This is a genomic window from uncultured Actinomyces sp. (genome assembly GCF_963526355.1).
GTDB lineage: Bacteria > Actinomycetota > Actinomycetes > Actinomycetales > Actinomycetaceae > Actinomyces.
In genome coordinates this window covers 1-12,031 of record NZ_CAUROW010000001.1, presented here as the reverse complement: position 1 = coordinate 12,031, position 12,031 = coordinate 1, and the positions used below count along the sequence as shown (strand labels likewise).

Below are 12,031 nucleotides of genomic sequence, written 5' to 3'. Positions count from 1 at the left end.
GCCGACGGCGTCAGCGCCGCACCCGCCGCGGGTCGACGGCACCGGTGCGCCGGGCCGCGGCCTGGGCGGCGGCCCACTGACGCTGAGCCGGTGTGCGGGCCGAGACACGCACCGCTCCCCCGGCAGAGACCATCTCAGTGGCGTCGTCCGTCCCCGTTCCGCCGCCGCGCCAACCGTGACAGATCGCCTGGGCCAGAGCGTCAGCAGCGTCGGCGGGCCGGGGTGGTGCGTCGAGTCCGAGAATGCGGGTGACCATGGCCTGGACCTGAGACTTGTCCGCCGTCCCCGATCCGGTGACAGCCGCTTTGGCCTCACTGGGGGTGTGCTGGGCGACCTCCAGGCCTGCGCGCGCCGCGGTGGCCATGGCGGTACCCATCACCTGGGCGACCCCGATGACGGAGCGCAGGTTGTCCTGAGCGAAAACCCGCTCGATGGAAACCACCGAGGGAGCCAGGCGGGCGATCCAGTCCTCAATGGCCTCGGTAATGGTCAGCAGCCGCAGCTCGGGGCTCTGCGACGGCGGGGTGCGCACGACACCGACCTCCACCAGCCGGACCTGGCGGCGGGGATCGACGTCCACGCACCCCAGACCGCAGCGGGTCAACCCGGGATCGATGCCCAGTACCCGCTGCTGGGCGACGACCACGCGAGCCGAGCGCGGCCGAGGGACGGCACCCAGGGAGTCAGCTCTCGTCGGAAGCGAACTCGGCGGCCACCTCGGGGCTGAGGTCCACGGAGGTGTAGACGTTCTGGACGTCATCGGAGTCCTCCAGGGCGTCAATGAGGCGGAAGACCTTGCGCGCACCGTCGACGTCGACCTCCACCTTGGTACCGGCGACGAACTGGACCTCGGCGGAGTCGTAGTCCATCCCAGCATCCGTCAGTGCGGTGCGCACCGCGACAATGTCACCGGGCTCGGAGTAGATCTCGAAGGACTCACCCATGTCCTCGACCTCCTCGGCACCGGCGTCCAGCACGGCCATGAGGATGGAGTCCTCGTCAACGCCGTCGGTCTTGGCCACCTCGACGACACCCTTGCGGGTGAAGTTGTAGGCCACCGAGCCAGGGTCGGCCAGGTTACCGCCATTGCGGGAGAAGGCCACGCGCACATCAGAGGCAGCCCGGTTGCGGTTGTCGGTGAGGCACTCGACGAGGAAGGCGACGCCGCCGGGGCCGTAGCCCTCGTACATGATGGTCTGCCAGTCGGCACCGCCGGCCTCCTCACCGCTGCCGCGCTTGACGGCCCGGGTGATGTTGTCCGCCGGGACGGAGTTCTTCTTAGCCTTCTGGATGGCGTCGAACAGGGTGGGGTTGCCGGTCGGGTCGCCGCCACCGGTGCGGGCGGCGACCTCGATGTTCTTGATGAGACGCGCGAAGAGCTTGCCGCGCTTGGCGTCGATGGCGGCCTTCTTGTGCTTGGTGGTGGCCCACTTGGAGTGACCCGACATATGTGCTCCTTGGGAGTCGACGATGAGGGCGCAGCCGGGTGGTGCTCTCAGGCCCGGCGCGTCACCATGGAGACGAAGACGTCATGGACCCGGTGGTCGCCTCCGACCTCCGGATGGAAGGACGTGGCGAGCAGGGCCCCCTGACGAACCGCAACGATCCTACCGCCGTCTGCGCCGCCGACCCCAGCCGCCCGTCCTGCGCGGGTCGTGGCAAGGATCTCGACTCCCCTGCCCACGTCCTCCACCCAAGGCGCCCGGATGAAGACCGCGCGCAACGGTCGATCCTGCCCCGCACCCAGCGCCGGAGCGACGAGATCCTCCTCATAGGAGTCCACCTGACGCCCGAATGCGTTGCGGCGCACAGTCATGTCGATACCACCCAGGAAGGTCTGTCCCTCCTCCGCGCCCTCGACCCGGTCGGCGAGCATGATCATCCCGGCGCACGATCCGTAGGCGGGCAGACCCGTACCGATCAGCTCACGCAAAGGGTTAAGCATGCCAAAAGAGCCCAACAGCGTGCTCATCGTCGTCGATTCCCCGCCGGGGATCACTATGCCGTCGATCCGATCACCAGGAGTCTCACCCAAGTCGGCCGAGCGGCGCACGACAACGGGGCGCGCTCCCGCCGCCTCGAGGGCCAAGGAGTGCTCTCGCACGTCACCTTGAAGGGCCAGGACTCCAATTGTGGGACGGGAGTCGGGCGGTACGAGTGCAGGGAAGAGCGCCCGAGGACGGCGCGCATCAAGCGTGTGTGCTCGGGGATGAAAGTGGTTCGGGCTAGTCATCTGCGGCCTTGGCAGTCGGGGCGGGGCATTGGACGGGGCGGGCCATGAGCTCTGTCAGGATCTCAGCATCCACTGGATCGGTGAGGTCGAGCGGCTCGCCGCTCCAGCCCGCGGCGAGCTCCCTTACGAGCGCAGGCAGGCGCACCGGATAGATCTCCTGGCCTCGTTCCTGAGCAGCCCGGAGATCCTCGGGACTCCACCAACCGATGGAGTCAACGACGTCGCGCTCCAGATCGGTCCAACCCTGCTTCCCGACAGGACATCTGGTCGGTAGACGTAGGAGGAAGAAGATCTCGTCCTGACGGCAGGTGACGGCGGCGAAACGGAAGATCGCCTCCCGGTGGGCGACGGGGCCCTCAAGGTCTGCGGGGGCGACAGCGATTCCGGATTCCTCGGCCAATTCGCGCACGGCGCCGACCCGGGGGACTTCGCCGCTGCGGAGCCCCCCGCCCGGGGTGAAGACCCAGTCGTGATCCGGATCGGCGGCGTCGTGTCCCGCCAGGAGCAGTACGTCTGCATCCCGGGTGACGACCAGAACCCGTGCGGCCCTCCTGAAAGGCAGGCCGTCGTCGCCCAGGCTCCACTCGGAGGCGTCGAGGTACTGGGCCCAGTCCTCGGGGACCGGCACCGGGTGGCGGCTGTCGAGGTGGCCGGAAGCCGGCTCCCCGTTGCCTGGAGAGCCTCTCACCAGCCGCGTTCCGCGAGCCGGTGGGGCTCAGGGACCTCTTCGACGTTGATCCCGACCATGGCCTCACCCAGGCCACGTGAGACTTCGGCGATGACGTCAGGGGCGTCGAACTGGGCGGTGGCACGCACGATCGCGGCTGCACGCTTGGCCGGGTCTCCGGATTTGAAAATGCCTGAGCCCACGAACACACCTTCAGCACCCATCTGCATCATCATGGCGGCGTCGGCCGGAGTTGCGATGCCGCCGGCAGTGAACAGGACGACGGGCAGGTGCCCGGTGCGGGCGACCTCGACAACGAGCTCGTAGGGGGCGGCCAGCTCCTTGGAGGCCACGTAGAGCTCATCCTCCGGCAGCGAGGTCAGGCGGCGGATCTCATCGCGGATCGTGCGCATGTGGGTGACCGCGTTGGAGACGTCCCCGGTTCCGGCCTCTCCCTTGGAACGGATCATGGCCGCGCCCTCGGTGATGCGGCGCAACGCCTCTCCCAGGTTGGTGGCTCCACAGACGAAGGGGACAGTGAAGGCCTGCTTGTCGATGTGATGAGCGTAGTCGGCCGGGGTGAGGACCTCGGACTCGTCGATGTAGTCCACACCGAGGCTCTGAAGCACCTGGGCCTCCACGAAGTGGCCGATGCGGGCCTTGGCCATGACCGGAATGGAGACCGCCTCGATGATGCCGGTGATGAGGTCGGGGTCGCTCATGCGGGCCACACCACCCTGGGCGCGGATGTCGGCAGGTACGCGCTCGAGGGCCATGACGGCGACGGCGCCCGCGTCCTGGGCGATCCGGGCCTGCTCGGGTGTGACGACGTCCATGATGACGCCCCCCTTGAGCATGTCCGCCATGCCACGCTTGACGGTCAAGGTGCCGGTGCTGGGGGTGCTCTGCTCTGTACTCAATCGTGGTCCTCAGGCCGTGAACCGCCGGTCGTGTCGATGTCGGAGCGAGACCGACGGCTCCGTGAAAAGATGCTGACGCAGCGCATGTTACTCCTCGCCCCCGAGCCGGCCTTGCGCGCTCGCGCTGTGAGACCCCTGCCTTCTACACGGTTCCGATGAAGGCACGGCGTGCCGAGTTGATGCGGTTGAGCAACTCGGTCTCCCGAGTGGAGAAGTCCTCCTGGGAATATCCATCCACGGCCTGCTGACGCAGCTGGGCAAGCTCGGCTGCACCCCTCTGGAAGGCGGTCATGGCCTTGAATGCCTGAGGGCCCCTGGTCACAGCCCAGCGCCTACCCGCCCTACGCCCCGCACCGGTGGTGAGCATCTGGACCTCGGCCGGAGCGAACCAGCCGGCACGGGCGTAGTCGTCCAGCTCACGACGCATGGACTGACGCTCACCCCGACGCAGCCACAGAACCAATCCAACGCAGAGAGAATAGAAAGGGACCTGAAGCAGCAGGTACATCCCGAAGTGCGTGATACTCACAGCAATAATCCCGTTCCAGACAGCATGAAGCGTAATTGCTCCAATAAGTCCCACCGGGGCCATCCACGCCCAAGCATGCTTAGACCGTCGACGAGAGGAAATACCGATCGAGACTCCGATGCAAGCCGTGAAAGTCAGGTGAGCAAAAGGAGACAACAACCCCCGCATCACAAAAAACTCTTCTATATGACTCCACCCTTGAACAAAGTACAGAATATTTTCAACAAAAGCGAAGCCCGCGGCTGTGCATGCCGCATAAACAACCCCGTCAATCGCTCCATTAATGGTCTTTCGCCAGATGAGGAAGACGAAAAGGACCCCAAGCCCCTTGGTCAACTCCTCAACCAAGGGCGCCGAAATGACACTCGCCACACCAGCACCCCCCATAGCCTCAGCAATCAGGCGATCCACCGCAGTATTGACCACCATCGAACAAAGAGTGGAGACACTCGCACCCCAAAGGAACGCCATAGCAAGAGTGACTACTGCGAACAAACCAGGAGGCCTGGGCTCCCAGCGCACGTACCAGAACACACAAGCAAATGCTATCGTAACCGCGAGCACCATCATCAAAGGAATGAGAGCCAAAAGAAATGCCGGAAACAGAACCGGACCGTACTCCCTACCAAGATCAGCAAAAAAGATCACGGTGTATATAGAAAAAACACAGATCACGGCGGTCAAAATAACCGCTCCGACCATGGCCAGAATACTGGGCGGGATGAGCCCCTCGAAGGCTTGTCGAACAGAATCCCCTCGAATGCCGCGGAGATCTGAGGACGGCGCGCGAGACGTTTGAGGTCTCTCATGCACATGGTAGCGGCCCGCACCGGGAAGCGGACCGAGGTCGGAAGATGACCGGGGCAGCGCCCTGGAACGCCGGTATCCGGGGCGGGGCGCCCAGGGGCTCGGGGGCATGCTCATTGGTTCACCTCGGTTGCGCCTCGTCGTCATGGGTTGGTCGCGCCTCGGGGGTCGTGTCGTCGTCGGCGTCAAAGGTCTGGGGCATGGGGGCGTGCCCGGCCAGGTGAAATACCCGTACCAGCCGCCGGGCCCTGAGCGCTTGAGCCTCGCTGACATGAGTGTTGTGGAATCTACGTGCCAGAACCAGCCGGGAGCAGGCCCGGTCCAGACGGCTCAGCGCGAGCACGCTCAGCGGGTCCTCAGAGAGGTCACGCCGGACGGAGTCGGAGACCACCGTACGAAGAACCCGGCTGAGGTCGGACTCGATCAGAGCCCGGCTGCGGACGGTCGGCGTGGGGCTCGCTGCAGAATCCGGAACGGCATCAAGACGCGAGGAGGGGTCCAGGCCGTCATCGACTATGGGACCTTCAGCGTCCAGTGCCTCACGGGCGGCCCGGCTGAGCAGCAAGCGCGAGGCAGAGTCCAGAACCCGGGCGGCGGCAAGGTCCGCTGCTGCCTCAGCCCGGTGTACGAGCTGAGCCTCCAGAGTGGCTCGCGATCCCAGCACCTGTCGGTGCAGCCGGTCCACCCGCACAGCCCTTGCGTACAGGGCCCACCCGATGGCCACAGCCAGCCCGACAATCAGGACGACGACGCTCCACACAGGCACGTCCTTCACGGAAGTCGCTGTGGATGTCGCCAAGAATTCCGCGATGGAGGACGCAGCCGTGCCCGTGGGAAGGCCGATTGCTTCTACCATTGCTGTCATTGTTCGCCCTTCATCACTCCTAGGTCATTTCTCACCGGTGCTCGCCAGCCGTCTGTGGCGGTACAGGCGGTGCAGGTCCATCGAGCGCTAGTCGCGCAGGCGGCCCAGCATTGTGCGCGACCCGGGTGCCGGCGACACTCGGGTGTGAGCTGTGGACAGGGCCATGTCGTAGACGTCGAGGACCTCATCGGTAACCGCGGGCCAGTCGTATCGCCCGACGATCTTAGAAGCCGCCTGCTGACGGGCCTGAGCGGCTTGAGTGTTCTGGAGGGTATCGATGATGACCTGGGCCAGGTCATCGCCGTCCTCGTTGCGGAACAACGCCCCGTAGAGTCCTTCGGCAAGCACGTCGGAGAAGGCCTTGAGGTCAGAGGCGACGACCCGGGTACCTGCCGCCATGGCCTCCACCAGGACAATACCGAAGGATTCCGCACCGGTCTGCGGGGCGACATAGCAGGTGGCCGAGGCCAGCATGGCGGCCTTGTCCTCGTCACTGATTCCCCCCAGGAAGACCACCGAGTCACCGAAGCGGGCCAGCTCGGCACGGATCTCCCGGGCCTGCCCACGGCCTGCGATGAGGAAACGTGCGCCCCGGACGGTCTTCAGCACCGTCGGGATGGCGTCCGCCAGGATCCGCAGCCCCTTGCGGGGCTCATCGAGGCGCCCCAGAAAGGAGATGGTGGGGGCGTCGTCCGTCCCCCGGAAGCGGGGGTCGTCCTTGGGCGCGCAGGCAAAAGGAGCAACGTTGATCCCGTTGGGGATGACGACGGCGTCGCCGCCGTGATACTGGATAACGGTACGGCGGGCCTCCTCCGAGACCGCGATGCGGGCCGAGAGCTTCTCCATGAGCGGCACCGTCACCGGGCTCAGCAGCTCGCGGGCGCGCGAGCGGTCCATGGCTGCGTGGAAGGTGCCCACGACCGGGGCGGAGGCGGCCTGGAGGGTCAACATCCCGACGTTGGGTGCGATGGGCTCGTGGATGTGCAGAATGTCGAAGTCTCCGGCCTCCAGCCAGCGCCGGGCCCGCCTGGCCACGAGCGCGCCGAAGTTCAGCCGCGCCACCGAGCCGTTATAGGGGATGGCAATGGAATCCCCGGCACTGGTGACCCAGTCGGGCAGGACTGTGCCCGGGGAGGCCGGTGCGAGAACCTGAACCTCGTGGCCGCGCCGGAGAAGCTCGCCGGCAAGGTCCATGACGTGCGCCTGAACGCCTCCATGCGCGTCGAAGGAGTAGGGGCAGACAAGACCGATCCTCATGACAAGACCTCTTCATCCCGTTCGCGGACATGACCACCGGCAATGCGCTTCTGGTCCAGGTCGGCGTAGAAGACGGGCTGCAGCATGTGCCAGTCCTCAGCATGCTCGACGATTAACGGATCCAACTCGGCGACCCATGCGCGAGTATGCGCCTCAATCTGCTCCCGGCCCTCCAGTCCCCGCGGTGCCGGGACCCTACGGGCGGTCAGGACGAGCCCCCACGGCGATCCCGCTCGACGGCGTCGTTCACCGGTCAGTCGCTCGTAGTGGATCGCCGCAGCGTACAAGGGGTAGCCCAAGCGCTGGGCGATCGCGGCGGGGCCGGCCGCCACACGGGCGCTGGCACCAGCCAACTGGACGATGATACCGGTCGAGGACAGATCCCGATCGGCCAAAAAGGCGATGATGTAGTGTCCCTGGCTCGCCGCCTCCAGCAGGCGGTCGAAAACCTTCTCCCCGTGAGCCTGATCGATGATGCGCAAGCCCATCCCCTCCCGAAAGGTGAGGAACTGCTCGAAGAGGTCGTCAGGCTTGAGACGCTCAACAACGGTTAGAACAGTGGCGAGCTCACTGCAGGCCCAGGCTCCGATGAGATCCCAGTTACCCATGTGCGGCAGCGCAATGATGACGTTTCCTTGACGTACGTCCTCATGCAGCTGCGGATCGACGTCGGCGCGCACACGAGCGAGAACCTGCTCCGGCGTGATTCCGGGCAGGGCGAAGACCTCATAGAAGTAACGCGTGTAGGAACGCAATCCTGCTCGCGTGATTCGACGCAGTACGCGCGGCGGTATGCCTGGCGGAAGGAGGCGCGAGAAGTTACGTTCGAGCTGTTCCACGGCAGTGATGGGCCTCAGGCAGTACCAGACCCACACTATGTCCGCGACGGCGTGAGCCAGGCTGTATCCCAGGGAGACCGGCAGATGGCGAGCACTGCGCCAGGCCAGACGGTAGGCGTCGGAAATCCCTGGCAGGCGCAGCTTCATGAGGATCCTCCCGTTCTGCGGGTCTGCGCATAGACAGTCCACACACGCTGAACCACAGTAATGAACGAGGCGATCGCCACATAGATGAGCGCAATGGTGAGTACCCACTGAGGTGCCCCCAGTCCCACGATAAAGGTGGCGCCGAGTGCGACGACGAGCCGGTCGGCACGCTCAGCGATCCCCGTCTTAGCGGTGGCACCGATGGACTCCGCTCGCGCCCGCGCGTAGGGAACCGTGGCCGCCAGGACGATAGCCGTCAGGGCGGCGACGACCGTCACGGTACGAAGCGCACCGATAGGAATGGTCAGTGCGGCCCAGGCCGCCAGGGACCCTAGAACAGCACCGTCGGCCAGGCGGTCCATTGTGGAGTCCAAAAAGGCTCCGAAGACCGAACTCTTACCAGTAGCCCGAGCCAGAATGCCGTCGAAGGAGTCGACCACCAGCGCCAGGAGTAGGACGAGGGGACCGGCCACGAAATATCCTCGGGGCAGCAGGGTAACTGCTGCCGTCACCGACAGGACCGTCCCGGCAACGGTGAGCATGTTGGGAGTTACCCCGAGCCGCCCTAGAACGAGGGCGGGGCGGGTGAACAGGGCCTTTGTCAGACCGCGACCATGGTTGCCGAGCATAGGGTCCTTAGGTCTCAGGTGGAGGAATCAGGGGGACGGATGGCTGGGGGGGTAATGAGTACGTGAGTACGACTGTGATCCTCAAGGTGGATCAGGGCTATCAGTGCCCAGCCGCCCGAGTACGGGCTGCCCAGGCGGAGGCGAGCATGTTTCGCTGCTCTCCGAGGAGCTGAGGCACAGGCTTGGTCCGTCCGACGATAGGCATGAAGTTAGCGTCCCCCTTCCAGCGTGGCACGATGTGCTGGTGCAGGTGAGCGGCAATCCCCGCGCCGGCGACTTCCCCCTGGTTCATGCCCAGGTTGAAGCCGTGAGGATGACTCACCGAGCGCACAACGCTCATAGCCGTGGCGGTCAGCTCGCCGATCTCCACCCGCTCGGCCTCGGTGGCCTCGGTCCAGTCGGAGATGTGCCGGTAGGGACACACGAGCAAGTGACCGGTGTTGTAGGGATAGAGGTTCATGATGACGTAACTGACCCGCCCCCGATGGACGATGAGCGACTCCTCATCACCTCGGCCCGGTCCTGCGCAGAAGGGACATCGGGCGGGAGTGTCATCCGCGGGCTTGTTCTGCCCCCCGATGTAAACCATTCGGTGCGGGGTCCACAGGCGTTGGAAAGCCTGCGGGGCACCCTCGTGGTAGAAGGGGGCCTCCGCATGGATGTCATCTCCGGCAGGTGAACCGCCGCCCACCGCATCATTCCCCCGATGAGTCGGTTCGTCTGTCACTTCATCAGTCACTGTGCAGCTTCTCCCCCGCAGGATCGTTGATACGGGCATCGATGACACTGGCGATGTGGTCCACGGCCTCCTCGACGGGAACACCGTTGGTCTGCTCGCCGTCGCGGAACCGGAAAGAGACGGCACCGGCCTCGGCGTCCTCTCCTCCGGCGATAAGTATGAAGGGGATCTTGTCCTTGGAGGCGTTGCGGATCTTCTTACCGAAGCGGTCGTCGGAGTGGTCCGTCTCGACGCGCACCCCCCGGGAGCGCAACTGAGCGGCGACCTCGTCGACGTAAGCGTCGAAGGCCTCTGCCACAGGAACGAGCCGGACCTGCACCGGGGAGAGCCAGGCGGGGAAGGCGCCCGCGTAGTGCTCGGTGAGCACCCCGATGAAGCGCTCCACGCTGCCCAGCTTGGCGGAGTGGATCATGATGGGGCGCTGGTGGGTGCCGTCGGCGGCCGTGTACTCCAGGTCGAAGCGCTCGGGCTGGTTGAAGTCGTACTGGATGGTGGACATCTGCCAGGTGCGGCCGATGGCGTCCTTGACCTGCACCGAGACCTTGGGACCGTAAAAGGCCGCGCCGCCGGGGTCCGGGACGACCTCCAGCCCGGAGGCGTCGCAGGCGTCCTGAAGGGCCTGCGTGGCGGCGGCCCAGTCGGCGTCGGAGCCGATGAACTTGTCCTTCTTGGCGCCGTCCTCGTCGCGGGTGGACAGCTCGAGGTAGAAGTCGGTCAGTCCGAAGGCCTTGAGGATGGACAGGAAGAAGTCGATCTGGGAGCGGATCTCCTCACCGGCCTGCTCAGGCGTGCAGTAGGTGTGCGAGTCATCCTGAGTGAAGCCGCGCATGCGGGTGAGCCCATGGACAACACCGGACTTCTCGTAGCGGTAGTCATGACCCATCTCGAAGAAGCGCAGCGGCAACTCGCGGTAGGAGCGCCCCCGGGAGCGGAAGATGAGGTTGTGCATCGGGCAGTTCATGGCCTTGAGGTAGTACTCCTGGCCGGCCTTGGTGATGTTGCCCTCCGCGTCGCGTTCCTCGTCGGCAAGCATGGGCGGGAACATGGTGTCGGCGTAGTAGGGCAGATGGCCCGAGGTGTGAAAGAGTCCGCCCTTGGAGATCTCGGGGGTGTGGACGAAGTCGAAGCCATAGTGCAGGTGGCGGTCGACGACGTACTGCTCGATCTGGTGGCGCAGCATGGCGCCCTTGGGGTGGAAGACCACCAGGCCGGGGCCGATCTCCTCGGGGAAGGAGTACAGGTCGAGCTCGGCGCCGAGCTTGCGGTGGTCGCGCTTGGCGGCCTCGGCCAGACGGGTCTGGTAGGCCTTGAGGTCGTCCTTTCCGGCCCAGGCGGTGCCGTAGATGCGCTGGAGGGAATCGCCGGACTGGTCGCCCTTCCAGTAGGCCGACGAGGACTTGGTCAGTGCGAAGCCCTGTCCGATGAGACGGGTCGAGGGCAGGTGAGGACCGCGGCACAGGTCCGTCCAGGCGACACTCCCGTCACGCCGGACGTTGTCATACATGGTGAGCCCCCCGGCACCGACCTCCACTGAGGCCCCCTCGGCGCCCGCTCCCTTGGTCGTGATGAGCTCGAGCTTGTAGGGCTGGTCCGCCAGCTCCTCACGCCCCTCGGCCTCAGTGATGTCACGGCGCACGAAGCGCTGCCCCTCCTTGACGATCCGCTTCATGCGCTTCTCGATCTCGCGCAGCATCTCGGGGGTGACGGCGTCGATGGCACCGAAGTCGTAATAGAAGCCGTCAGTGATGAAGGGACCGATGCCGAGATTGACCTCCGGAAACATCTCCTGGACAGCCTGCGCCATGACGTGGGTGGCGCTGTGGCGCAGGATGTTCAGGCCGTCCTCGCTGGATAGGGCGATGGGCTCGACGACGGCGCCGGCTGGGACCTCGCGGTCCAGGTCCCAGGGCTCGCCGTTGACGCGCATCGCGACGACGCCGTCCCTCTTGACGGCGTCATGCAGGAGGAGCGTTCCCGTGGTGCCCGCCTCAATGGTACGTGGTGCACCGTCGAGGGTGATATTGATCGTGGGCTGGTTTGACACGGGCTCGTCTCCTCTTACATTCGGTGTGGGGCGCTGTACTGGTGCACCCCGGTTCGGCCGCGAGTCTACGTTGTGGGCGGGCGGACTCAGTGCTCCGGTGAGCCGCGCCGCGCGCGCAGTGCGTCACGCAGGCGCTTGGCGGCGGACATCCCGGAGTAGATGACCCGGGAGACCGGAACGTCCCAGGCGCCGTCAACTTCCGTGACGTGCTGAGCGTAGCGCTTCTTGTACTGGCCCACCGTGTAGAGCGAGGGGACACGTGTCGACCCGGCCCCCATGAGGTCCAGGCCGCGGTAGCCTTCCTGCGCCAGGGTGCAGGCGGCCCACCAGTCCAGGGCCTCGGCCCCGCGGAAGG

At 65.7% G+C, this 12,031-nt stretch carries 12 protein-coding genes and 1 pseudogene; all 13 read right to left on the bottom strand.

Going from position 1 to position 12,031, the window contains the following annotated elements; translation table 11 throughout:
* Positions 1-10 precede the first annotated feature (10 nt).
* The gene (locus tag RWR81_RS00065; RefSeq protein WP_314453176.1) at positions 11-616 is read right to left on the bottom strand and encodes a crossover junction endodeoxyribonuclease RuvC; all 606 of its coding nucleotides are present in this window, start codon (positions 614-616) and stop codon (positions 11-13) included.
* A gap of 67 nt (positions 617-683) precedes the next feature.
* Positions 684-1,448, bottom strand: coding sequence for a YebC/PmpR family DNA-binding transcriptional regulator (locus RWR81_RS00060; protein ID WP_314452619.1), 765 nt, complete (start codon positions 1,446-1,448; stop codon positions 684-686).
* Positions 1,449-1,495: 47 nt separating this feature from the next.
* Positions 1,496-2,233 carry a pyridoxal 5'-phosphate synthase glutaminase subunit PdxT gene (gene pdxT / locus RWR81_RS00055; RefSeq protein ID WP_314452617.1) on the bottom strand — a complete coding sequence of 246 codons (738 nt, stop codon included), beginning with the start codon at positions 2,231-2,233 and terminating at the stop codon, positions 1,496-1,498.
* Positions 2,226-2,921 (bottom strand): NUDIX hydrolase, encoded by a 696-nt coding sequence (locus RWR81_RS00050; RefSeq protein ID WP_399497696.1) that lies wholly within the window; start codon positions 2,919-2,921, stop codon positions 2,226-2,228. The genes pdxT and RWR81_RS00050 overlap by 8 nt, the downstream gene beginning before the upstream one ends.
* Positions 2,918-3,820 carry a pyridoxal 5'-phosphate synthase lyase subunit PdxS gene (gene pdxS / locus RWR81_RS00045; protein WP_314452614.1) on the bottom strand — a complete coding sequence of 301 codons (903 nt, stop codon included), beginning with the start codon at positions 3,818-3,820 and terminating at the stop codon, positions 2,918-2,920. Before pdxS ends, RWR81_RS00050 begins: the two co-directional genes overlap by 4 nt.
* A 142-nt stretch (positions 3,821-3,962) precedes the next feature.
* Entirely contained in the window at positions 3,963-5,267 is a 1,305-nt protein-coding gene (locus RWR81_RS00040; protein ID WP_399497764.1) for a PrsW family intramembrane metalloprotease, read from the bottom strand.
* A gap of 10 nt (positions 5,268-5,277) precedes the next feature.
* Entirely contained in the window at positions 5,278-6,021 is a 744-nt protein-coding gene (locus tag RWR81_RS00035; RefSeq protein WP_314452610.1) for a hypothetical protein, read from the bottom strand.
* Between the two features lie 87 nt (positions 6,022-6,108).
* Positions 6,109-7,278: a glycosyltransferase family 4 protein gene (locus tag RWR81_RS00030; RefSeq protein WP_314452608.1), complete on the bottom strand. Its 1,170-nt coding sequence runs from the start codon at positions 7,276-7,278 to the stop codon at positions 6,109-6,111.
* Complete coding sequence (locus RWR81_RS00025; RefSeq protein ID WP_314452606.1) at positions 7,275-8,264, bottom strand: phosphatidylinositol mannoside acyltransferase; 990 nt, start codon at positions 8,262-8,264, stop codon at positions 7,275-7,277. Before RWR81_RS00025 ends, RWR81_RS00030 begins: the two co-directional genes overlap by 4 nt.
* Complete coding sequence (gene pgsA / locus RWR81_RS00020; RefSeq protein WP_314452604.1) at positions 8,261-8,893, bottom strand: phosphatidylinositol phosphate synthase; 633 nt, start codon at positions 8,891-8,893, stop codon at positions 8,261-8,263. Before pgsA ends, RWR81_RS00025 begins: the two co-directional genes overlap by 4 nt.
* A gap of 100 nt (positions 8,894-8,993) precedes the next feature.
* Positions 8,994-9,632, bottom strand: a complete 639-nt coding sequence (locus RWR81_RS00015) for an HIT family protein (RefSeq protein WP_399497692.1) — start codon at positions 9,630-9,632, stop codon at positions 8,994-8,996.
* Positions 9,625-11,676, bottom strand: a complete 2,052-nt coding sequence (thrS, locus tag RWR81_RS00010) for a threonine--tRNA ligase (protein WP_314452602.1) — start codon at positions 11,674-11,676, stop codon at positions 9,625-9,627. The genes RWR81_RS00015 and thrS overlap by 8 nt, the downstream gene beginning before the upstream one ends.
* 86 nt (positions 11,677-11,762) lie before the next feature.
* Positions 11,763-12,031 (bottom strand): annotated as a pseudogene (locus tag RWR81_RS00005) (FemAB family protein); the annotation flags it as partial.

Bases quoted from the DNA above. Each gene is read 5' to 3' on its own strand.
- RWR81_RS00025 (WP_314452606.1), bottom strand. From the start codon at position 8,264: ATGAAGCTGCGCCTGCCAGGGATTTCCGACGCCTACCGTCTGGCCTGG.
- RWR81_RS00035 (WP_314452610.1), bottom strand. From the start codon at position 6,021: ATGACAGCAATGGTAGAAGCAATCGGCCTTCCCACGGGCACGGCTGCG.
- pdxT (WP_314452617.1), bottom strand. From the start codon at position 2,233: ATGACTAGCCCGAACCACTTTCATCCCCGAGCACACACGCTTGATGCG.
- pgsA (WP_314452604.1), bottom strand. From the start codon at position 8,893: ATGCTCGGCAACCATGGTCGCGGTCTGACAAAGGCCCTGTTCACCCGC.
- RWR81_RS00060 (WP_314452619.1), bottom strand. From the start codon at position 1,448: ATGTCGGGTCACTCCAAGTGGGCCACCACCAAGCACAAGAAGGCCGCC.
- RWR81_RS00040 (WP_399497764.1), bottom strand. From the start codon at position 5,267: ATGCCCCCGAGCCCCTGGGCGCCCCGCCCCGGATACCGGCGTTCCAGG.
- RWR81_RS00030 (WP_314452608.1), bottom strand. From the start codon at position 7,278: ATGAGGATCGGTCTTGTCTGCCCCTACTCCTTCGACGCGCATGGAGGC.